General features: G+C 34.5%; 16 protein-coding genes. 11 read left to right on the forward strand and 5 right to left on the reverse strand.

From position 1 onward, the window contains the following. Positions 1 to 101: 101 nt before the first annotated feature. Entirely contained in the window at positions 102 to 482 is a 381-nt protein-coding gene (mscL, locus tag JC605_RS03005) for a large conductance mechanosensitive channel protein MscL (RefSeq protein ID WP_198854807.1), read from the reverse strand. 68 nt (positions 483 to 550) lie between these two features. After that, positions 551 to 3,022, reverse strand: coding sequence for a bifunctional UDP-N-acetylmuramoyl-tripeptide:D-alanyl-D-alanine ligase/alanine racemase (locus JC605_RS03010; RefSeq protein ID WP_198854808.1), 2,472 nt, complete (start codon positions 3,020 to 3,022; stop codon positions 551 to 553). Positions 3,023 to 3,361: 339 nt separating this feature from the next. Here JC605_RS03010 and JC605_RS03015 point away from each other — a divergent pair, with 339 nt between their 5' ends. After that, positions 3,362 to 3,829, forward strand: a complete 468-nt coding sequence (locus JC605_RS03015) for a hypothetical protein (RefSeq protein ID WP_289058098.1) — start codon at positions 3,362 to 3,364, stop codon at positions 3,827 to 3,829. Here JC605_RS03015 and JC605_RS03020 read toward each other — a convergent pair. Beyond that, a complete protein-coding gene (locus tag JC605_RS03020) occupies positions 3,824 to 4,528 on the reverse strand; it encodes a porin family protein (RefSeq protein ID WP_198854809.1) in 705 nt (234 codons plus the stop codon). The two genes, JC605_RS03015 and JC605_RS03020, sit on opposite strands and share 6 nt — an antisense overlap. A gap of 225 nt (positions 4,529 to 4,753) precedes the next feature. On the opposite strand from JC605_RS03020, the gene JC605_RS03025 reads away from it, so the two are divergent. The 4 genes from JC605_RS03025 to JC605_RS03040 all read left to right on the forward strand — a co-directional run bounded on the left by JC605_RS03025 (position 4,754) and on the right by JC605_RS03040 (position 10,991). Continuing rightward, positions 4,754 to 5,107, forward strand: a complete 354-nt coding sequence (locus tag JC605_RS03025; protein ID WP_198854810.1) for a hypothetical protein — start codon at positions 4,754 to 4,756, stop codon at positions 5,105 to 5,107. A 163-nt stretch (positions 5,108 to 5,270) separates the two neighbouring features. Next, positions 5,271 to 7,478, forward strand: a complete 2,208-nt coding sequence (locus tag JC605_RS03030; protein ID WP_198854811.1) for a TonB-dependent receptor — start codon at positions 5,271 to 5,273, stop codon at positions 7,476 to 7,478. Between the two features lie 139 nt (positions 7,479 to 7,617). After that, the gene (locus JC605_RS03035) at positions 7,618 to 9,726 is read left to right on the forward strand and encodes a prolyl oligopeptidase family protein (protein WP_198854812.1); all 2,109 of its coding nucleotides are present in this window, start codon (positions 7,618 to 7,620) and stop codon (positions 9,724 to 9,726) included. A gap of 269 nt (positions 9,727 to 9,995) precedes the next feature. After that, a complete protein-coding gene (locus tag JC605_RS03040) occupies positions 9,996 to 10,991 on the forward strand; it encodes a Gfo/Idh/MocA family protein (protein WP_198854813.1) in 996 nt (331 codons plus the stop codon). 228 nt (positions 10,992 to 11,219) lie between these two features. Here the strand turns inward: JC605_RS03040 and JC605_RS03045 are convergent, their stop codons facing one another. Together JC605_RS03045 and dnaE are read right to left on the reverse strand one after the other, a co-directional pair. After that, a complete protein-coding gene (locus tag JC605_RS03045; protein WP_198854814.1) occupies positions 11,220 to 12,158 on the reverse strand; it encodes an outer membrane beta-barrel protein in 939 nt (312 codons plus the stop codon). A gap of 177 nt (positions 12,159 to 12,335) precedes the next feature. Further along, the gene (gene dnaE, locus JC605_RS03050; protein WP_198854815.1) at positions 12,336 to 16,874 is read right to left on the reverse strand and encodes a DNA polymerase III subunit alpha; all 4,539 of its coding nucleotides are present in this window, start codon (positions 16,872 to 16,874) and stop codon (positions 12,336 to 12,338) included. Between the two features lie 333 nt (positions 16,875 to 17,207). Between dnaE and JC605_RS03055 the strand changes: the two genes are divergently transcribed. The 6 genes from JC605_RS03055 (at position 17,208) to JC605_RS03080 (ending at position 24,004) form a co-directional block, all read left to right on the forward strand. After that, positions 17,208 to 18,011 carry an SDR family oxidoreductase gene (locus JC605_RS03055; protein ID WP_198854816.1) on the forward strand — a complete coding sequence of 268 codons (804 nt, stop codon included), beginning with the start codon at positions 17,208 to 17,210 and terminating at the stop codon, positions 18,009 to 18,011. A gap of 239 nt (positions 18,012 to 18,250) precedes the next feature. Further along, positions 18,251 to 19,171 carry an AraC family transcriptional regulator gene (locus JC605_RS03060; protein ID WP_198854817.1) on the forward strand — a complete coding sequence of 307 codons (921 nt, stop codon included), beginning with the start codon at positions 18,251 to 18,253 and terminating at the stop codon, positions 19,169 to 19,171. Between the two features lie 518 nt (positions 19,172 to 19,689). Continuing rightward, positions 19,690 to 21,084, forward strand: a complete 1,395-nt coding sequence (gene leuC, locus JC605_RS03065; RefSeq protein WP_179003913.1) for a 3-isopropylmalate dehydratase large subunit — start codon at positions 19,690 to 19,692, stop codon at positions 21,082 to 21,084. A 101-nt stretch (positions 21,085 to 21,185) separates the two neighbouring features. Further along, positions 21,186 to 21,782: a 3-isopropylmalate dehydratase small subunit gene (leuD, locus tag JC605_RS03070; RefSeq protein ID WP_198854818.1), complete on the forward strand. Its 597-nt coding sequence runs from the start codon at positions 21,186 to 21,188 to the stop codon at positions 21,780 to 21,782. Between the two features lie 85 nt (positions 21,783 to 21,867). Beyond that, the gene (locus JC605_RS03075) at positions 21,868 to 22,338 is read left to right on the forward strand and encodes an O-methyltransferase (protein ID WP_233074018.1); all 471 of its coding nucleotides are present in this window, start codon (positions 21,868 to 21,870) and stop codon (positions 22,336 to 22,338) included. A 145-nt stretch (positions 22,339 to 22,483) separates the two neighbouring features. Continuing rightward, positions 22,484 to 24,004: an alpha-isopropylmalate synthase regulatory domain-containing protein gene (locus tag JC605_RS03080; RefSeq protein ID WP_198854819.1), complete on the forward strand. Its 1,521-nt coding sequence runs from the start codon at positions 22,484 to 22,486 to the stop codon at positions 24,002 to 24,004. Positions 24,005 to 24,056 lie beyond the last annotated feature (52 nt).

Consider the following 24,056-nt stretch of genomic DNA (forward strand, 5'->3'; position numbering starts at 1 on the left):
TTTTGTGCAAATCAATTAGTTATTAATCTTAAAGTAAATTTAAAAAAAACCGCCTCTTTAGAAGGCGGTTAAGTTAGACTTAGTGTAGCGGTATTGTATTTTTATTTATTTTTTAATAAATCTCTAATTTGTGTAAGCAACTCTTCTTGAGTTGGCGCTGCTGGAGCTGCCGGCGCAGGAACTTCTTTCTTTTTAGCGTGGTTTATTCCTTTAATTATTAAGAACAAAACAAAAGCAACAATAATAAAATTGATTACTGCCGAAATAAAAACACCATATTTGACTCCTCCAAAAGCAGTTAATTGTTCGATAGTTGACATATGTGCAGCATCTAAAGCAGGTTTCAATAACAGCGGCGTAATTACATCTTCGATTAACGAGCTTACAATTTTACCAAAAGCAGCTCCAATGATTACACCGACAGCCAAATCGACTACGTTGCCCTTCATTGCAAATTCCTTAAATTCTGAAAAAAATCCCATATTTGATCTGTTTAGTTGAATAATAAATGAATATCGAAAATACGCAATTTTATTGGAAATTCTTAAAATTACCTAAAAAATACCCTCTTTACTCGTTGCGAAATACTTGTCATTATCTCATACGGAATTGTTTTTAAGGCTACAGCCATTTCTATAACGGTTGGGCTTTCTCCGAAAATAATTACCGAATCTCCTTCTTTACATTCTATATCGCTTACATTAACCATCAGCATATCCATGCAGACACTTCCGACGATTTTAGCTTTTTGATTTTTGATTGTTACATAACCAACTTCATTACCCCATAATCTCGCAATCCCATCTGCATAACCAATCGGGATGGTTGCAATTTTGGTTGCTGCATCTGCCATAAAACGACGCCCGTAACCAACGCTGTCACCAGCTGGAATAGTTCTAATTTGAGAAATTATTGATTTTAATGTTCCAACATTTTCCAGATATTTCTGTTCGGCTGGATCATTTGAAACTCCATACAATCCAATGCCCAAACGCACCATGCTGTATTGCGCATCAGGAAAATTACTGATTCCAGAAGTATTCAAAGTATGTCGAATTGGATTGATACTTAATTCTGCCATTAATTTTGAAGACAATTTTTCAAACAATGCAATTTGTTGTCTCACAAAATCAAAATGTTTCGGGTCATCGCTTGTTGCCAAATGCGATAGAATACTTTGCACACGAACAGTTGAATTTCCTTTTAAAGTCGAAATTAATTCGTCGATAGTATTGTTTTCAAAACCTAAACGATGCATTCCTGTATCCATTTTGATATGAATAGGATACTCTTTTAAGTTCTTTTCTCGAGCAATTTTCAAAAAGGCATTTAATCCTTTCAAGCTATAAATTTCAGGTTCTAGCTGATATTGAATGATTGAAGGAAAACTTGTCGATTCGGGATTTAAAACCATAATTGGAAGTTTTATTCCGCCATTTTTCAATGCGATTCCTTCATCGGCGAAAGCCACACCCAAATAATCAACTTTATGATGTTCTAGCAATTTCGCAATTTCTAAACCGCCATTTCCATAACCAAATGCTTTAACCATCACCATCATTTTGACATTTGGCGCCAGTTTTGACTTATAGTAATTAAAGTTATGGCTGATAGCATCGAGATTAATCTCTAGAATAGTCTCATGTGTTTTTTCTTCTAAAAGCGATACAATTTCTTCAAACTGAAAAGATCTAGCTCCTTTTATTAAAATGGTTTCGTTATTGAAATTCAGATTGTCAATTTCGGCAATAAAATCAGCTGTATTATCAAACATTGTGCTATTTGGAAACTGATCAGCAAAGGAAGAAATTGTTGCTCCAATGCCAATTATGCGATTTATTTTATTGTCTAAAATTAACTGAGCAACTTTAGAATATAATTCTTCGTTTGTGAATCCGCTTTGGAAAATATCTGATAAAATAACCGTTTTAGAAGCGCCTTTTTTCTTCTGGCTTTCTAAAAAATCTAAAGCAATTTTAAGCGATTGAAAATCGGAACTATAACTATCATCAATGATACTGCAATTGTTGATTCCGTTTTTTACTTCCAAACGCATTCGAACAGGATATAGCATCTCGATTCTGTTCTGAATTGTTTCCTGATCATAATTAAAGTTTAACAAAACCAATAAACAAGAAATCGCATTTTCTACAGAAGCCGAATCGTTAAACGGAATTTCTAAATTGAAAGTCTCATTTTTGTATTGATATTGTATAAAAGTATGATCGTTTCTGTGTTCTCTTTTTTCAATAAAAACATCTGCATTTTGATCAGTAAAACTCCAAGAGAACAGTTTTCTCGGATGAAGCATATATTCAGCAACAAATTGAGACAAGCAAGAATCTACGACTTCATTTTTTTGATAAATAATGATCGGGCAATCTTTAAACAAGAGTAGTTTTTCATCAATTTTCTGCACTAAGTTTTCGAAGCCTTCATCGTGCGCAGAACCAATGCTTGTTAAAACTCCAATATTTGGTTTAATGATTTTCTCCAGTTTAACCATTTCATTAACTGTTGAAATTCCTGCTTCGAAAATTCCTAAATTATGTTTTTCATTAATCGCAATTACCGAAAGCGGAACTCCGACTTGAGAGTTATAACTTTTAGGGCTTCTAATAATATTATAATCGGGACTCAATAAGAAATTAAGCCATTCTTTTACGATCGTTTTACCGTTGCTTCCTGTTAAGCCAATAACTGGAAAATGAAAAAGATTTCTATAATAAGCTGCAAATTCCTGAAGAGCCCAAAGCGTATTTTCGACAACCAAAAAATTAGCTTTGCCTGCATAACCTTCTGGGATATATTGAACAACAAAGTTCTGAACTTTGTTTTCTATTAAATCTGGAATAAATAAATGAGCATCATTGTTTATACCGGCCAAAGCAAAAAATAATGTTTGCGATCCGTTTTGAAGCGAACGGCTGTCAATGGAGATATGATCGATTAAAACATCAGCATCTGAGCCAATCCATTTGGCGTTGAGAACTGAAACCAGGCTTTTTAAATTTATGCTCATTTGGTAATTTCTTTTTTTCAAATTTAAAAAAAGGTTTGCCACTAATTTCCCAAATTTTCACTAATTATTCTATTTGTTGATTTCTTAAAATTAGAGCTGCAGATTTAGGGTTTTTATAAATGAATTCGTGAAAATTAGTGTAATTCGTGGCAGAAAACTTTTATTGAGTATATTTGTTTTTAGACCACAAATTTGCAGATTTTGAAAAAATTACTCCCACTCTTTTCTTATATATTACATCCGATTTTTATATCGATGTACGCCACTTTGTTTTATTTATTTTATAAAGACGACGTATTTAGTACAAATGAAAAATACTTTGTTCTAATTCAAATTTTAGTGATTAACATAATTGTTCCTGTTTTATTTTACTTACTGTTGAAATCAACTGGACATGTAAAATCAATCATGCTGAGCCAAACTTCAGAACGAGCAATTCCGCTTATTTTGCAATGTTTTTTATATATTTTATTAGTTAAAAGAAGTATTGTAATTACGCGTTATCCTGAACTTCATTTCTTTTTTCTTGGAGCCTTATTTAGTAGTATTTTGGCATTGGTTTGTGTTCTTTTCAAAACAAAAGCAAGTCTTCACATGGTTGCCATTTCAGGTTTAACGATCTTCGTTATCGGATTAAACATTCATCTTCAACTGCACAATCCGTATTGGTCTGCTTTACTTATTTTATTGTCGGGAATTGTAGCTTCATCTCGTTTGGAAATGAATGCACATACTTCTAGAGAAATACTAATTGGATTGTTTATTGGAATAATGCCGCAACTTTTATTTTTATATCTGTGGTTATAGAATATAAAAGATCAATCCTGCATTTAGCGTTTTCATATTGATTTTTTCGCCAGACAAAGTGGTCGCCGAATTAAACAATGGACTTAAGCCGTAATATATATACACATTCCAGGTATTATATCCTGCCGAAAGATATGGGCCGTATTGAAATTTATTAATATCCCCGTTATTGTTGATTCTATACGTTTTTTCTCCATCATCAAGAATAGATGAACTTGAAAAAACATAACTCAATTTTACTCCGCCATAAATACGCCAAAATTTAGTGCTTTCGTAAGTCGAATTACGCCATCTAAATTCTATTGGAAGATCTACAGAATATTGTCTATAACGATTAGACGCATATTCGCTAGAACTATTTACTCCGTATATAATTGCTCCCGAAGCGTCTTCAGAAATCGTTAAATTTTGATAATAATTCTGATAGCTTAAACCTAATCCTGCCGCAATTGCAACTGTTCGAGATTTATTTACAGGCATATCGCGCAAGAAACCTCCCGAAAGTCCTAGAGAAAATTTATTTTGTTTGAAATTAACCGGAATATCGGTAAACATATTATAAGTAACCGAAAAGTAAAACTGATCTTCTCGATACAGAGAATCTATTTTTATAACTGGTTTTATCTCAGGCTTAACGTCTGCTTGCGCAAAAGAGTTAAAAAAAGTGAGTAAAAATAAACAGCTAAAAATAATTCGCATATCGTGGTTTTAGTTTTTAAGAGATGATTACAAATAAACGCTTTTTGGCGCGTATTTATTTCACATACAAATATAATATATTGCTTTCTGTAGTAAAGATAAGAAGTAAAAATATTCTCATTTTGACTGCGAATAAAATTAATTGCTGCATTTTTTTCAATAATTCACTTCGTTGAAACAAAAAATTCATCAATTTTATTTTTATCTTTTATACCTTTGCAAAGCATGAAAAGAAAGCAGCTCATATTAAGTTTATCTTTTGCTGTAGCAATATTGTTCTCGATATTGTTTCAGTCGATACACAGTTATGAGCATATCGTAAAACAGCTTTCAGAAAAACAATGCCATCATGATTACAATGATCCAAATGGTGAAATAACACATCAGCATCATGATTATGACGTTTGTTTTGTTTGTCATTTTGCTTTTGAATCCTTTGTTCTGCCACAAAATTTCTCTTTTGAATTTCATTCATTCCACAGAGAAACACCTTATTTCTTCCCATTTTCAGAGAAGATTTTTTCAATTTCAACCACCTCGTATTTCTTACGTGGCCCTCCTGCTAATATAGTTTCTTAAGGTTTCGATTATTCGAAAAACTTCACATTTCTTTTAATTTAAATTCAAAATAACATTGAGTTTTCTAATCCTATTTTTATCAATCAGGATCAGAATGCTTTATTGTTGGTTTTTGGTTTTTCATTCGGAGAAAAAACTCAATTAACTATAGCATCATTTTCAAATGAAAAAATTTATAATTGCCCTTATTTTAGGGTTTTCGAGCATTCTTACTGCTCAAAACTCGGTTTCTGGAACAGTAACCGACAATCAAAATAATCCATTGCCTGGAGTTTCTGTTTATGCTCCAGAATTACATAAAGGAACTACGACAGACGCAAATGGAAAGTACGAATTGAATAATCTTCCTAATGGAAGCTTACGTATTGCTTTTACTTATGTTGGATACGCCAATCAAAACAAAACAATTGCTAAATTACTGAAACAAAATACCCTAGATATTGTTCTTGAAGAGTCTATTTTAGAAATGGACGAAGTGGTAGTTTCAACGCCTTTCAATAAATTACAATCTCAAAACGTAATGAAAATTGAGCATGAAAGCATTAAAACATTACAGCAAAAAGGAACCTCTACTTTGATTGAAGGTTTGGCGACAATTCCTGGAGTTTCTCAGATTTCTACAGGAACTTCTATCGGAAAACCAGTAATTCGTGGACTTAGCGGTAATCGCGTTTTGGTTTATTCTCAAGGTGTCCGTATCGAAAACCAACAGTTTGGAGATGAACATGGTTTAGGTTTAAACGATGCCGGAATTGAAAGCGTTGAAGTCATTAAAGGTCCAGCTTCATTATTGTATGGTTCTGATGCATTAGGAGGTGTTTTATATTTCAATCCTGAAAAATTTGCTGATGCAGGTACTTTCAAAGCCAATTTCAGCCAAAAATATTTTACAAATACAGAAGGAAGCAATTCATCAATTGGATTAAAAACTTCGACTGATAATTGGAAATTCTTAGCTAGAGGAAGCTACAACACACATTCTGATTACAAGATTTCTGGCGGCGACCGCGTAACAAATTCTCGCTATAATGAAACTGATTTTAAAACTGGAATTGGTTACAGCAACTCTACTTTTTCTAGTGTTGTACGATATAATTACAACAAATTGGATATTGGAATTCCTGAAGACGGAATTGCTGAACAATCCTCAAGCAAAGACACTCAATTTCCAAGACAAGGAATTTTTAATCATTTATTGAGTTTGAATAATGTTATTTTCTTCGAAAACTCTAAACTAGATGTTGATTTAGGATATATCGCAAATGACAGAAGCGAGTTCGAAGACAGCAACGAGGCTTCTTTACACATGAAATTGAATACTTTTAATTATAATGCAAAATACCATTTTCCTAAATTCGGAAAAATCGAAACTATTTTTGGTGTTCAAGGAATGCATCAGACAAACAAAAATTCTGGAGAAGAATACTTGATTCCAGACGCTACAACTAATGATTTTGGTGTTTTTGGAACTGCCAACTACGAATGGGACAACAGCGTTATTCAAGCCGGATTGCGTTTTGACAACAGAAACATTACTTCTATCGCTCACGGAACCGAAGGCGAAGAAGGTTATTTTCAGGCTTTAGATCGTTCTTTTGATAGTTTCAATGCTTCTTTAGGTTACAAAACTAAACTAGCAGAGCCGTTAACGTTTCGCTTAAATGTGGCGACTGGTTTTAGAGCGCCAAACTTAGCTGAGTTAACTTCAAACGGCGTTCACGAAGGAACGAATCGTTATGAAATTGGAAATGCTGATTTAAAAACAGAACAAAACGTGCAAACCGATTTGAATTTAGAGTATAAAAATACGCATTTTGAATTTTTCGTAAACGGGTTCTACAATCATGTAAACAATTATATCTACACTTCGCCAACTGGAGAAATTAGAGACGATAATGATGTTTTTGCTTATGTTCAAGACAATGCACAATTGTACGGGGGAGAAGTTGGCCTTCACTTTCACCCGCATCCATTAGATTGGTTGCATTTTGAAACTAGTTTTGAAACTGTTACAGGTAAAAAAGAAAACAAAGATTATCTGCCTTTGATTCCTGCAAACAATTGGAATAATACATTAAGAACTGAATTTAATATTAAAAACTGGTTAAGCGAAGGTTTTGCTTCTTTGAATGTTTCTTCAACTTTTAACCAAGATAATGTAAGTGGTTTCGAAACTGCCTCTAAAGGTTATACTTTGGTAAACTTAGGTTTTGGAGGAACAGTTAAACTAGGAAAAACTGCTTTTGACATCAACCTAAACGGAAACAATTTATTTGATAAAAAATACATTGCTCACCTTTCTAGATTAAAAACAGACGGTATTCCGAATATTGGAAGAAATATCGTTTTGGGGGTTAACTTTAATCTGTAACAATTTCAAACCATATAAGTCATATAAGTAAAATTAAGCAAACGGTTTAAATGAACTTACATCACTTATATGGTTTAATTTTTCATTTCAATTTTCACAACAAAAAGTGCTATTTTTGTTACAACAGATAAAACTAACTATGAAAAAAACATTTTTATTAATGGCAATTACAACCGCAGGAATTTCGTTTGGACAAGGCAAATTGCAATATCCGCAAACTAAAAAAGGAGAAACTGTTGATGTTTATTTTGACACCAAAGTAAGCGATCCGTATCGCTGGCTAGAAGATGATAAATCTGCTGAAACAGGTGCTTGGGTAAAAGCCGAAAACGAAGTTACTTATGGTTATTTAGATAAAATTCCATTTCGTAACGAACTTAAAAAGCGAATGGAAAAACTTTGGAACTACGAAAAAATTGGAGCTCCATCTAAAGAAGGAAAATTTGCTTATTACTCTAAAAACAATGGACTTCAGAATCAATCTGTTGTTTACAGAAAAGATGAAAATGGTAAAGAAGAAGTTTTCTTAGATCCAAATACTTTTTCTAAAGACGGAACAACTTCTCTTGGCGGACTTGATTTTTCTAAAGACGGAAGCAAAGCTGCTTATGCAATTTCTGAAGGCGGAAGCGACTGGAGAAAAGTAATCATTATAGATGCACTTTCTAAGAAAGTTTTAGAAGATACTTTGGTTGACATAAAATTTAGTGGCGTTTCTTGGCATGGAAATGAAGGTTTTTACTACTCTAGTTATGACAAGCCGAAAGGAAGTGAATTATCTGCTAAAACAGATCAGCATAAATTATATTTCCACAAATTGGGAACTTCTCAAAAAGACGATAAAGTAATTTTTGGAGCTGATCAGAAAAGAAGATATGTAGGCGGATATGTTACTGAAGACAATCGTTATTTGGTAATTACAGCTGCTAACTCTACTTACGGAAATGAATTGTACATTAAAGATCTAACTAAAGCAAATAGTCCTATTGTTACAATCGTTGACAATTTTGACAGCGATAATAATGTTATCGAAAACGAAGGAAGCAAATTATTTATCGAAACAGATTTTAAGGCTCCTAATAAACGTATTGTAACCGTTGATGCAGCAAATCCGAAACCTGAGAATTGGAAAGATTTTATTAAAGAAACTAAAGATATTTTATCTCCTTCAACTGGCGGTGGTTATTTCTTTGCGAATTATACTAAAGATGCCGTTTCATTTGTACAACAATATGATTACAATGGAAAATTAGTTCGTGAAATTAAACTTCCTGCTGTTGGAACTGCTGGTGGATTTAGCGGTAAAAAAGCTGACAAAATTTTATACTACAGCTTTGCTAATTATACAACTCCAGGAAGCATCTATTCTTTGGAACCAAAATCTGGCAAATCTGAAGTATATCAAAAACCAAAAGTAGATTTCAAAAGCGAAGATTATGAGTCTAAACAAGTTTTCTATACTTCAAAAGATGGTACAAAAGTTCCGATGATTATTACGTATAAAAAAGGAACAAAATTAGACGGTAAAAACCCAACTATTCTTTACGGTTACGGCGGATTCAATATTAGTTTAACACCAAGCTTTAGCATTGCTAATGCAGTTTGGATGGAAAACGGAGGTGTTTATGCAGTTGCTAACCTTAGAGGTGGTGGCGAGTACGGAAAAAAATGGCATGATGCAGGAACAAAACTTCAAAAACAAAATGTATTTGATGATTTCATTGCTGCTGCAGAATATTTAATCGCTCAAAAATATACCTCATCTGATTATTTAGCCATTCGCGGAGGATCTAATGGAGGTTTGTTAGTTGGTGCAACAATGACACAACGTCCTGATTTAATGAAAGTAGCTTTACCAGCTGTTGGAGTTATGGACATGCTTCGTTACAATGCTTTTACAGCAGGTGCAGGATGGGCTTTTGATTATGGAACTGCTCAAGACAGCAAAGAAATGTTTGAATATTTAAAAGGATATTCTCCGGTTCATAATGTAAAACAAGGAACTCATTATCCTGCAACAATGGTAACTACTGGAGATCATGATGACCGTGTAGTTCCTGCACACAGTTTCAAATTTGCTTCTGAATTACAAGAAAAACAAACAGGAGAAAACCCAGTTTTAATTAGAATTGATGTTAAAGCAGGTCATGGAGCAGGAAAATCTGTTGCCGCTACGATTCAAGAGAACGTAGACATTCAAGCTTTTACACTTTACAATATGGGTTTTAAAGCTTTGCCTAAAAAGTAAAACTTTAAACTTAATTTTTTTAGCCACGAATTCACTATTTATTTGTGAGTTCGTGGCTTTATTTTTTTTTGCCACGAATTTCACGAATTAGCACGAATTTAATTAATGGGAATTTGTAGAGTGCTTTTTTGCCACAGATTAAAATGATTTTTATAATCTGTGAAAATCTTTTTAATCTGTGGCAAATATTATAACCACAAAGAATTAGTGGAAATTAGTGCAAATGGTGGCAAACCTTTTTTAAATTTGAGAAACTTAAAACTTACACAATGGAAATTATAAAATGGGGAATTATTGGCTGTGGGAATGTGACTGAAGTAAAAAGCGGACCTGCATTTCAGAAAGCTCCAAACTCTGCTTTGGTTGCTGTTATGCGAAGAGATGCGGCACTTGCCGAAGATTACGCAAAACGCCACAATGTTCCAAAATGGTATTCGAATGCTGAAGATTTAATTAATGATCCGGAGGTCGATGCTGTTTATATCGCTACTCCTCCATCTTCTCATAAAGAATACACCATTTTATGTGCTAAAGCTGGAAAGCCTGTTTATGTAGAAAAACCGATGGCATTGACGTTTGAAGAATGCAACGAAATGATCAACACTTGCAAAGAGCATAATGTTCCTCTATTTGTTGCGTATTACAGAAGAGCTTTACCTCGTTTTTTAAAGATAAAAGAAATTATTGATCAAGGAAAATTAGGAACTATCAGACACGTCAATTGTGTTTTGTACCATCCTTTTGAAGCACGTTATGATGACGAAATCAATCTTCCGTGGACTGTTTTACCACATATTTCAGGAGGCGGAATTTTTGTTGATTTGGCTTGCCATACTTTAGATTTCCTTGATTTTGTTTTAGGTCCGATTAAATCAGTTCGCGGACATGCGACTTCTCAATTAATGGCTTATCCTGCAGAAGATGCCGTTTCAATGTCATTTTTATTTGAAAACGGAATTCACGGTTCTGGAATATGGAATTTTGCGAGCTTTGAACGTTATGATAACACTGAAATTGTAGGAGATAAAGGTAAAATCTCGTTTTCTACTTTTGGAAATGATCCTGTTCATATTCAATATGCAAATGGAGAAAAAGAAAGTATTACGATAGAAAATCCTCTTCATATTCAACAACCATTTATTGAAACTGTTCTTGCTGAATTATTAGGCAAAGAAAACGCTTCTCCATCTAAAGGAACTTCTGGCGCAAGAACCACTTGGGTTATTGATCAGGTTTTGAAAGAATTTAGAGAAGCTTCAAAATAGTATATTGTTGAATTGCTTCCCGCTTTAGCTGAAGGAATAATTTCAAAAAAATCATATAGGGCTTTAACCAAACTAATAGTTGGGCTAAAGCCTTTTTTATTCTCATCAATCTCAATAACCACGAGCTAAAGCTAGAGGCAACTCATAAAAGAATCTAAAGACAAAAAAAGAGGATATTCTTTCGAATATCCTCTTTTTTAAACTGTAAACTATAAAAAAAATGGAAAATTATAGGCTGTATTTGATACCTAATGTTAATCCTAAACCAGAAATTCCAACATAAGAGCTTAACTCATCCATTGCTTTTGTTGAATCAACTCCGTTTGGATTAGTTGCAGCGTTATTTGAATTAACATTCAAACTATCTCTATAATTTGTGTGAATTTGCGCTGTAGTTCTACTAGCTAACGCATCATTTCCGTTAACTGTAAAATCAGTCGTTTCTTTTGTTTTTCCGTGAACGGTAAAATTACGGTATTCTAATTCTGCAAAAGCAGAAAGGTGTGAAGTTAACTTATAAGTTGTACCTACAGCAGCAGTGAATCCAATTGTTGGGTTTGGTTTTACTTTATCAACACTGTGAACATTTCCAAAAACTGGAGCACCAGTACCTGGATTAACTCCAACTGGAGCAACAGCATCTGTTTTAATTTCTAAATCTCCATGAATTGGAACTAAAACCCCAACTTTTGTATAAGGTTCAAATCCGTTAGATTCTCCTAAAAACATTACAATTGCAGGCGCAATATCAAAAGCTGTAATTTGACCAACTGATTTAAAATTATAAATACCTGTTGTTGCAGATGTTGGAATGTAAGGCTGATCAGAAGTTGTTTGAGCCATTGTTTTGTCGTGGCTAGTGTAATAGTTAACCCCAAGCTCTACTCCTATACGAGTTGAAAAACGGTATCCCGCAGTTATTCCAGTTCTGAAACCTTGTCCAAAAGAACCTGTAATACTTTTTTCAGAAACTAATTTTCCTCCTACATAAGTTCTATCCAATGCAGCATTTCCACCTACAGTTGGAAACTCAGTTGAAGCAGTTTGATTGAAATATGATCCTCCTAATTTGAAGTACCATGTTTCTGGTTTGTCCGCTTTTTCTGTCTGCGCCATTGTTGCCATTGAGCAAACTAATAATCCTAATAAAAATAGGTTCTTTTTCATAATTTTGATTTATTGATTTATACAAACTTAGAATATTTTAACACATTCTTACAATTTGTAAAGTTAGACTCGGAACGAAAACGTTGTAATTTTGGACAATATTACTAAAAAACTATTATGCATGCATATTTTTAACATAAAAAATTAACATGTGTTTAAAATTTAACTGTTAAATTTTTAGTTCAATTTAAAATTAATCTGCATTTTCTCCAATTCCTGCAATAATTCAGTGGAAATTTTAACCTTCAAACGGCGACTTGGCATACTCAATTTGGTCACTACTTTTATCTCTTCAACCTCATTTACTTCTTGGATTTTTGTATCCTCCATTGCGGCATCTTCACTCTCATTATCAGCTTCAAAAACGCCATCTTCTGAGTCTTCAAAATCTGTTGGAGTTTCTACCTCAACCAGTTTTTTTATTTTTTCTAATTCCATGATTTCAAAAGTCACAGAATTATCTCCTTTATTTTCATTGAACAAATGACTCAGTTTATGAATAAACTCAGGATGAAGATCTTTAATATTTAGCAATAAAATTAGCTTTTTAGCAAAAGCCTCCAAGATATCCTGCAATTGTCGAATCTCAACAAACTGCATTCTTGGATCGGATTTCTTACCAGTATCGTGATTTACCCATCCGTCTTTGATCATTATTTTCAAAAAGGCAAAATTGTTCTGAATTAAGAAATGGCGGAACTTCAAATATTCTTCACCAAAAATCTTAAACTCGTAACTTTCATCATAACCTTCTAAGTTGAATGCTGCCCAACCTTTTCCGTTTTTGGCAACACGATGCTGCACATTATTGATAATTCCGGCAAAATGTAAATTCTTTCCAACATATTCATTCATACTCTTTAACGCTTCTAATCGAGCATTACAGAAGTATTTCATTTCAAATCTGAAATCATCAAGCGGATGTCCAGAAATATAGATTCCAACAACTTCTTTTTCTTTTGCCAGTTTCTCCATTGTACTCCAATCTTCACATGGCGGTACAACTGGTTCGGCAATTTGAACTTCACTAGCTTCTCCGAACAAACTTACTTGCGAAGAGTTTTCATTTTCTTGAAATTTAGATCCGTAGCGCATTGCCTTTTCGTAAAAAGTAATTCCGTCACCATCGTCGTGGAAATATTGCGCTCTGGTTGTTCCTTCAAATGAATCAAAACCTCCAGCCAATGCTAAATTTTCAATCGCTTTTTTGTTAGCTGCACGCAAATCAATTCGTTTTGCCAAATCAAAAATCGATTTATATCTTCCGTCTTTTCTGTTTTCAACAATGGTTTCTACTGCTCCAGATCCAACTCCTTTGATCGCTCCCATTCCGAAACGAACTGCATAATCATCGTTTACAGTAAATTTATAGTACGATTCGTTTACGTCTGGTCCAAGAACTTGTAATCCCATACGTTTACATTCTTCCATGAAGAACGAAACTTGTTTGATATCGTTCATGTTATTTGAAAGTACCGCTGCCATATATTCCGCAGGATAATGCGCTTTCAAATAAGCCGTTTGGTACGCAATCCAGGCATAACAAGTAGAGTGCGATTTGTTGAAGGCATAACTCGCAAAAGCTTCCCAGTCTTTCCAGATTTTCTCCAGAACCTTTGCATCGTGACCTTTTGCTGCTGCTTGTTCAACAAACTTTGGCTTCATTTTATCTAGTACGTCTTTTTGTTTCTTACCCATCGCTTTACGTAAAACGTCGGCCTCACCTTTTGTAAATCCTGCCAAAGACTGAGACAAAAGCATTACCTGTTCTTGGTAAACCGTGATACCGTAGGTTTCAGAAAGATATTCCGCACAGGCATCTAAATCGTATTTAATTTCCTCATCGCCATTTTTTCTTCGAACGAAAGACGGAATATACTCCAAAGGTCCCGGACGATACAATGCATTCATGGCAATTAAATCTCCAAAAACCGTTGGCTTAAGGTCTTTCATGTATTTCTGCATCCCAGGTGACTCGTATTGGAAGATTCCAACGGTTTCACCTCTTTGGAAAAGCGCATACGTTTCTTCGTCATCGATTGGGAAAGTATCAGGATCTAGTTCGATTCCTGTTCTATACTTTACCAATTTTACGGTATCTTTTATCAGCGTAAGAGTCTTCAGACCCAAGAAGTCCATTTTCAGCAATCCGGCACTTTCTGCAACCGAGTTATCAAACTGTGTTACATATAAATCCGAATCTTTTGCTGTTGTTACAGGAACGTAATTCGTAATATCCGACGGCGTAATAATAACCCCGCAGGCGTGAATTCCAGTGTTACGCATCGATCCTTCAAGGATTTTTGCCTGCTGAATGGTTTCTCCCGCCAAGTCATCTTCATTGGCAATCGCAATTAATTCTTTTACATTATCAAATTCGTCCGAACGAAGGGCTTTTTTGACTTCCTCTTCACTCTCCGAAATAAAACGCGCCAAATTCCATTTTGACGGCATCATTCCCGGAATCAGTTTTGCGATTCTATCAGCTTCAAATAAAGGTAAATCCAATACACGCGCCGTATCACGAATCGCCGATTTGGTTGCCATTTTACCATAAGTGATAATCTGCGCAACCTGTTTTTGACCGTATTTATTGATTACGTATTCCATTACACGTCCACGACCTTCGTCATCAAAGTCGATATCAATATCGGGCATCGATACACGGTCAGGATTTAGGAAACGCTCAAAAAGTAAGTCATATTTAATTGGGTCAATGTTTGTAATTCCGAGACAATATGCAACGGCAGAACCCGCTGCAGAACCACGACCCGGACCAACCGAAACGTCCATTTTTCTTGCTTCCGCGATGAAATCCTGTACAATCAAGAAATAACCCGGATAACCTGAGTTTGAAATCGTCATTAACTCAAAATCCAAACGTTCCTGAATTGATTCCGTAATTTCTCCATATCTTCTTTTGGCACCTTCCATAGTAAGATGTCTCAAGTATTTATTTTCTCCACGTACACCACCGTCTTCTTCATCTTCGGGAACCATAAATTCGTCGGGGATTTCGAATTTCGGAAGTAATACATCTCGATACAATGAATATCCTTCAACCTTATCAATAATTTCCTGAATATTGATAATCGCTTCTGGCAAATCAGCAAAAAGCTTTTTCATCTCGTCTTGCGACTTGAAGTAGTATTCCTGATTTGGAAGTCCGTAGCGGTAACCACGACCACGTCCAATAGGTGTTGCTTGTTTTTCACCGTCTTTTACACACAATAAAATGTCGTGTGCATTGGCATCTTCTTTATTTAAATAATAGGTATTGTTAGTCGCAATTAATTTGACATTGTGTTTTTGAGAGAACTCAATCAAGGTTTTGTTGACACGATTTTCATCTTCCTGATTGTGACGCATTACTTCTAAGTAGAAATCTTCGCCGAATTGTTCTTTCCACCAAATTAAAGCTTCTTCTGCTTGGTTTTCTCCAATATTTAAGATTTTACTCGGAATTTCTCCATATAAATTCCCAGACAAAACCATGATATCGCCTTTGTATTGCTCAACGATCTTTCTGTCAATTCTCGGAACATAATAAAATCCATCAGTATACGCAATCGAAGCCATTTTGGCTAAGTTGTGATATCCAGCTTTGTTTTTAGCCATCAAAACAACCTGATAACCGTTGTCTTTTTTGCTTTTATCTAAATGGTTCTCACAGATATTAAATTCGCAACCTACAATTGGTTTTACTTCGGTTTCTGTTGGTTCTTCTCCTGCTTCAACTAATGCTTTATTTTTTCCAGATGCTGCTTTGTTATGGTTCATAACAGCACTCACAAAATGGAAAGCCCCCATCATGTTTCCTGTATCTGTCATGGCCACGGCTGGCATTCCGTTTTTAGCTGCGGCAGCTACAATATTTCCAACTCCGATAGTCGATTGCAGAACCGAGAACTGTGTATGATTATGCAAATGCGCAAATTTTGCTGCTTTAAAATCAGCTTTATCTTCATCTGAAACAACGGTCTGTTGACCTTCTCCAGCTAAAGCTTTAAGCTGTTCTCTGATTTTATCAGAAGCCGCTTTTAAGTTGATGTGTTTTAGACCAATTAACTTAAATGGCTCAAAATTTCTTTCCTGAAATTCTCTGAAATATTCTTTAGGAACGTCTAATTCTTCTTTTGTAAAAACCTCTCTTCTAACCAATTCCAAGAAACAACGCGTCGTTGCCTCAACGTCGGCAGTTGCGTTGTGCGCTTCCGCGAATGGCTGATCGAAAAGATAGCTGTGTAATTCGGTCAAAGTTGGAAGTTTGAATTTCCCTCCACGACCTCCAGGAAGCTGTAATAACGAAGCCGTAACTTCGGTACAAGTATCCAAAACCGGCATTGAAGCCATTTGAGACTCCACTCCCATTCTATGGAATTCGGCTCCCATAATATTAACGTCGAAACCTAAATTCTGTCCAACGATAAATTTGGTTTTGCTTAAAGCGATATTGAATTTCTCTAAAACTTCGGCCAAAGTGATTCCATCGGCTTCAGCCAATTCGGTTGAAATTCCGTGAATACGCTCGGCATCATACGGAATATTAAATCCTTCTGGTTTTACCAAATAATCCTGATGCTCGATAAGCTGTCCCATTTCGTCATGAAGTTGCCACGCAATCTGTATACAGCGAGGCCAGTTATCAGAATCGGTTATTGGGGCATCCCAGCGTTTTGGTAATCCGGTTGTTTCGGTATCGAATATTAAATACATAGAGTTGTAAAAGTCAAATTTTGATGTCCAAAATTCCAAATCTTACATATTGCAAAACATTGACAACATGAAACATAACAAAATGTGAAATGAAAAATCGGAGGAATTCAAATTTACGCTTTTTTTAGAGAAATAAAGAAGCTAAAGTTGTTAACAAAAGCATTTTTAACATGATTATGAAAGAGCGACAAAAACCTTAAAAAATCATTTATTTTCTCTTAAAAACTTCAATTATTCATTTTGGATACTCATTAAACCAAAATGAACACTTTTAAGCTTTACTGTATCCTGAACTTTGCTTCATCAAATTATAACAATTAAAAAATAATAATCATGAAAACAATTTTTATCACAGGTGCATCATCAGGTTTAGGAAAAGCAACAGCAAAATTATTCCACGAAAAAGGATGGAATGTAATTGCAACCATGAGAACTCCTGAAAAAGAAACAGAACTTTCTCAATTAAAAAATGTAACGCTTTTACCTTTAGACGTTACCAACTACGATCAAATTCAAACTACTGTGGAAAAAGCACTTAAATTAAGCGACATTGATATCGTTTTCAACAATGCTGGTTATGGATTAATTGGCCCTTTGGAAAGTTTAACAGATGATCAAATCACAAAACAATTAAATACTAATTTATTGGGAGTAATCAGAGTTACAAATGCATTCATTCCGTATTTCAGAGAAAGAAAAAACGGTTTATTCATTTCAACGACTTCTATCGGTGGATTGATCGCTTTTCCTTTAGGATCAATCTATCACGCAACAAAATGGGGATTAGAAGGCTGGAGTGAAAGTATGGCTTACGAATTAAATCCTTTCGGAGTACATATTAAAACCGTTTCACCAGGCGGAATTAAAACTGAGTTTTTACACGGTTCTCTTGATACGGCGACAAAATCTGAATACGAAGCGATGACCAACAGCATGTTTGCAAGTGTTGACACGATGTTTGAAATGGCATCAACTCCAGAACAAATTGCCGATGTGGTTTATGAAGCCGCAACCGACGGTAAAAATCAATTAAGATATGTTGCTGGCGAAGATGCAAAAGCGCTTTACAAACAAAGATTAGAATTAGGCGCAGAAACTTTTCGTACCGAATTTGGAAAACAATTCTTTGGAGAATAATTATTTCTAATAAAACTATCCAAAATATTGAACATTCTTTTATTACGCTCCAACGGAGCAAAATTATGTATAGAAATTCAATAATCCAGATACAAAAGAGCTCCAGCGGAGCGAAATATTTATCGCAGTGAATATGTCGCTCAGCTGGAGCTTTGTTCTCAATAATAAACATGATTTCTATAAATATTTCGCTTCTCCGAAGCTGATTTTAGTCTATCAAATTTTCATACTTTTATATCATGGAAAGAAAAAACAATAATCCAGAAAAAATCTCTTCTATATCTCAGTTTCACGATCTGCTTCAACTTCCAAAACCGCTTCATCCGATGGTGAGTTTGGTAGACAATACACAATTGGTCATCAACGAAGATTTAGCGAATCATGCCTTTTTACTTGATTTTTATAAGATCTCTTATAAGTTTTCTACCAAAGGAAAAATGGGCTACGGTCAAGGCTATTATGATTTCAACGAAGGCGGACTTATGTTTGCTTCCCCAACTCAATTAATTTTTACTGAAAATGAAGAAGGCGTTGAATATGGCGGTTATACACTTTTATTTCATCCTGATTTTATTCGTAATTATCCTTTAGGAAAAAGCATCAAAAAATATGGCTTCTTTTCTTATGATACCAATGAAGCTCTGCACCTTTCAGACAGTGAAAAAACAATTATTATTGGATTATTACAAAGCATAGAAAACGAACTCAATACCGCAATTGATGAAATGAGTCAGGATGTGATCGTTTCTTACATTGATGTTCTCTTGAATTACAGCAATCGTTTTTACAAACGCCAATTTATTACCAGAAAAACCATCAGTAACGATTTATTATTAAAAGTTGAAGAAACTTTGGACAACTACATTAGCAATGCAGAAACTTTGAAAAAAGGATTGCCAACAGTAGAATTTCTGGCTTCACAGATTAATGTTTCGAGTCATTATCTCAGCGATATGCTTCGTAATTTAACTGGATTAAATGCGCAACAGCATATTCATTCGAAATTAATAGAAAAATCAAAAGATTTCTTGATTACGACCAATCTTTCAGTAGCAGAAATTGCTTATCAATTAGGTTTTGAGTATCCTCAGTCATTTAGTAAATTATTCAAAAAGAAAACCAGTCTTACTCCATTAGAATTTAAAAATTCATTGAATTAATCTTTAAAAATACTGCTCTCAAAAAATCAATTTCTGCTTCAAAAAATCATAAAATTTTAAAAAAATACACTTCTTGGATGTCGTAGTATTTTGATGTTTTATTGAATCTAAATAACGTCCGAAAAACTCCTTTAAAAGCTGCAAAAAACCTAAAAAACATGCTTTTTACAAAGATTTTAAAACTAACAATTATTACTATTTTTATCTAATTTGTTAGATTTTTTCAATTAAATCCTTATATTTTATAGTGATTTTAAGATAAATTTACAAACTATTAAAACAAAAAACAAACAAGGAAAATTAAAGCTAAAAAAGAAAAAGTAAATTAGTTTCTTCATCATTTTTCTTTCAAAATTTAATGCCAAAAAGCGGTTTCGCAATTTGGAAATTAGTTTGGGTATCGTATATAATGAAATATTGAAATTGACGCTTTTTTATCTTTTTTTACTTTTGTTTTGCTATTATAATGAACAGGAAATTGCTGTGGTTATAGAAATTACAATTTAAAAAAATAAAAAATGAGTAAGACATTATTTGACAAAGTATGGGATTCACATGTTGTGCGTAAAATTGAAGATGGGCCAGATGTGTTTTTTATTGACCGCCATTTCATTCATGAAGTTACGAGTCCTGTTGCTTTTTTAGGATTAAAATCAAGAGGCGTTAACGTTTTATACCCACAACGTACTTTTGCAACTGCAGACCACAATACACCAACCATAAACCAACATTTACCAGTACAAGATCCACTTTCTGCTAATCAGCTTCAGGCACTTGAAGACAATGCAAACGAATACGGAATTTCGCACTGGGGATTAGGTCACCAAAAAAATGGAATTGTACACGTAGTAGGTCCTGAAAACGGAATTACTTTGCCAGGTGCTACTATTGTATGTGGAGATTCGCATACGTCTACTCACGGTGCTTTTGGAGCTATTGCTTTTGGTATCGGAACATCTGAGGTTGAAATGGTGCTTTCTACTCAATGTATTATGCAGCCTAAACCAAAGAAAATGCGTATTAACGTAAACGGTAAATTAAGCAAAGGTGTTGGTCCAAAAGACGTTGCACTTTATATTATTGCTCAATTAACTACTTCTGGAGGAACAGGATATTTTGTTGAATATGCTGGTGATGTATTCGAAAACATGACTATGGAAGGCCGTATGACAGTTTGTAACTTAAGTATCGAAATGGGTGCTCGTGGAGGAATGATTGCTCCTGACCAAACTACTTTTGATTTCTTAGAAGGAAGACTTTATGCTCCAAAAGGAGAAGCTTGGACTAAAGCTGTTGAATACTGGAAAACGCTAAAAACTGATGCTGATGCAGTATTTGATGCTGAATTAAACATCAAAGCTGAAGACATCGAACCAATGATTACTTATGGTACAAACCCAGGAATGGGAATTGGTATCACAAAACATATCCCAAGTGCAAACCAAGTTGAAGGCGGTGAGGAAACTTACAAAAAATCTTTGGCTTACATGGGCTTCAACGAAGATGACGTAATGATCGGAAAACAAATCGATTATGTGTTCTTAGGAAGTTGTACAAACGGACGTATTGAAGATTTTAGAGCTTTTGCTGAAATTGTAAAAGGAAGAAAAAAAGCAGATAATGTTACGGCTTGGTTAGTTCCGGGTTCTCACGTTGTTGAAGCGCAGATTAAAGAAGAAGGAATTTTAGATATCTTGACTGAAGCTGGGTTTGTATTACGTCAGCCGGGTTGTTCTGCTTGTTTAGCAATGAACGATGATAAAGTTCCTGCTGGTAAATATGCAGTAAGTACTTCAAACAGAAACTTTGAAGGCCGTCAAGGTCCTGGTTCAAGAACGCTTTTAGCTTCTCCAATTATGGCGGCAGCGGCGGCAGTTACTGGAAAATTAACTGACCCTAGAGAGCTGTTCTAGTCAATGACAATTTCAAAAATTCAATAAAATTGCTTTTAGGTTTAATATAGATTCTCAATTTCAGAAAATCTAAAATCTAAAATCCAAAATCTAAAATTAAAATGGCATACGATAAATTTAATATACTTACTAGCAGCGGAGTTCCGTTGCCAATTGAGAACGTAGATACAGATCAAATCATTCCAGCTCGTTTCTTAAAAGCTACAAAACGTGAAGGTTTTGGAGACAACCTTTTTAGAGACTGGAGATATAACGGAGACGATACTCCAAAAGCAGATTTCGTTTTAAATAACCCAACTTACAGCGGAAAAATCCTTGTAGGAGGAAAAAACTTCGGTTCTGGATCTTCTAGAGAGCACGCTGCTTGGGCAGTTTACGATTACGGATTCCGTGCTGTAGTTTCTAGTTTCTTTGCTGATATCTTCAAAGGAAACTGTTTGAATATTGGTGTTTTGCCAGTACAAATCAGCCCAGAATTTTTGGAAAATATTTTCAAAGCAATCGAAGCTGATCCTAAAACAGAATTAGAAATCAATCTTCCTGACCAAACTATTACTTTATTGTCAACTGGCGAGCAAGAATCTTTTGCTATCAACGGATACAAAAAGAACAATATGATTAATGGTTTTGATGATATTGATTATTTACAAGATATGAAAGAAGATATTAAGGCTTTTGCTGATAAACTTCCTTACTAAAAAATCAGGTTCAGTCCTATGAGACCCGACAGGTTTTTGAAACCTGTCGGGTCTTTATAAGTTAAATAAAAATACTTCCAAAAAAATGAACGACAACAGCATTGTTTTACCAAAATTTTATTCGGAAATCAAAAGTGATTCTGAGAAAATTTCGTTTTCAATGCCTTCTGATCTTCAAACAGGAAGTTTTCTTAGAACATTGGTTGCCACAAAAAAAGACGGTCATTTTTTAGAGTTAGGAACTGGAACTGGATTATCTCTTGCATGGTTGATTGAGGGACTGGGAGAAAACTCAAACTTGATTTCAATTGATAATACAGCAGAATATCAAGATATTGCTAAAAAATATTTCCAAAAACCAAATGTTTCATTTGTCTGTGAAGATGCAGAAAAATGGATTTTAAATTATAAAGATTTAAAGTTTGATTTGATTTTTGCTGATGCCTGGCCTGGGAAATATGCTGTTTTAGAAGAAACATTACAATTATTAAATCCTGGCGGAATTTATTTAATTGATGATATGTTACCACAACCCAACTGGCCAGAAAATCATTAGAAAAATGTCGAAATCCTTATTCAAAATCTTGAAGGAAGAAAAGACATTCAATTGACAAAAATGTGCTGGTCAACAGGCCTAGTTCTAATAACAAAAAAATAAAATAGTAAGCATTTGGCTTATTGCAAAAGCTAACAATATAATAATGGAAAAAAGAAAAATTGAAATAATGGATACGACACTTCGTGATGGTGAACAAACATCAGGAGTTTCATTTTCTGCTGCAGAAAAACTAACCATTGCGCAATTGTTGTTGGAGGAATTAAATATTGATAGAATCGAAATTGCTTCTGCCCGCGTGAGCGAAGGAGAATTTCAGGCCGTAAAAGGCATTACTTCATGGGCTGAAGAACGTGGCTACATTGACAGAATTGAAGTTCTGACGTTTGTTGACGGTGGTGTTTCAATTGACTGGATGAAAAAAGCGGGTGCAAAAGTGCAAAATTTATTGACCAAAGGCTCAATGAATCACTTAACACATCAGTTAAAAAAAACTCCAGAACAACACTTTTCAGAAATTGCTCAAATCATTGCTTTAGCTAGAGAAAACAACATTGAAACCAATGTTTATCTAGAAGATTGGAGCAACGGAATGCGAAATTCTCAAGATTATGTTTTTCAGTTTCTGGATTTCTTAGCAACTCAGCCAATCAAAAGAGTTTTACTTCCAGATACTTTAGGTGTTTTAATCCCGTCTCTAACTTTTGAGTTTATTTCAAAAATCAGAGCAAAATATTCGCAAATTCACTTTGATTTCCATGCACACAATGACTACGACTTAAGCATTGCCAATGTCATGGAAGCCGTAAAAGCGGGAATCAACGGACTTCACGTAACGGTAAACGGAATGGGAGAACGTGCTGGAAATGCACCTCTTGAAAGCACGGTTGCTGTAATTAATGACTATTTGCCACAAGTAAACATCAACGTAAAAGAAACTTCATTGTATTCTGTAAGCAAATTGGTGGAAACTTTTACAGGCTACAGAATTCCTGCCAACAAACCAATTGTAGGCGACAATGTTTTCACACAAACAGCTGGAATTCATGCTGACGGAGACAATAAAAACAATCTTTATTTTAATGATCTTCTTCCAGAACGTTTTGGAAGAAAAAGAAAATACGCTCTAGGAAAAACTTCAGGAAAAGCCAATATCGAAAAAAATCTTCAGGAACTAGGATTAAAATTAAACAACGAAGATTTGAAATTGGTTACCCAAAGAATTATCGAATTGGGCGACAAAAAAGAAACCGTAACCAAGGAAGATCTGCCATACATTATTTCTGATGTTTTGGACAGCCACACTTACGAAGAAAAAATTACCATAAACTCTTATATGCTGGTTCATTCTAAAGGAATGCGCCCATCTACGACTTTATCTTTAAATTTAAACGGAGAAATAATCGAAGAAAATGCACAAGGAGACGGTCAGTTTGATGCTTTTATGAATGCTTTATCTAAAATTTACAAAAGCAAGAAACTGACGCTTCCAAAGTTAATCGATTATGCCGTAAGAATCCCGCCAGGAAGTAGTTCTGATGCGTTGTGCGAAACCATTATCACATGGGTTAACAACGGAAAAGAATTTAAAACCCGCGGACTAGATTCAGATCAAACCGTTGCAGCGATTATTGCAACACAGAAAATGCTTAATATAATTACCTAAGGCGCTAAGAGACTAAGGTTCTGAGGTTCTAAGATTTTTCTTTAACCTTAGA

This window comes from Flavobacterium sp. IB48, from assembly GCF_016405855.1.
In the GTDB taxonomy this organism is placed as follows: domain Bacteria; phylum Bacteroidota; class Bacteroidia; order Flavobacteriales; family Flavobacteriaceae; genus Flavobacterium; species Flavobacterium ginsengisoli.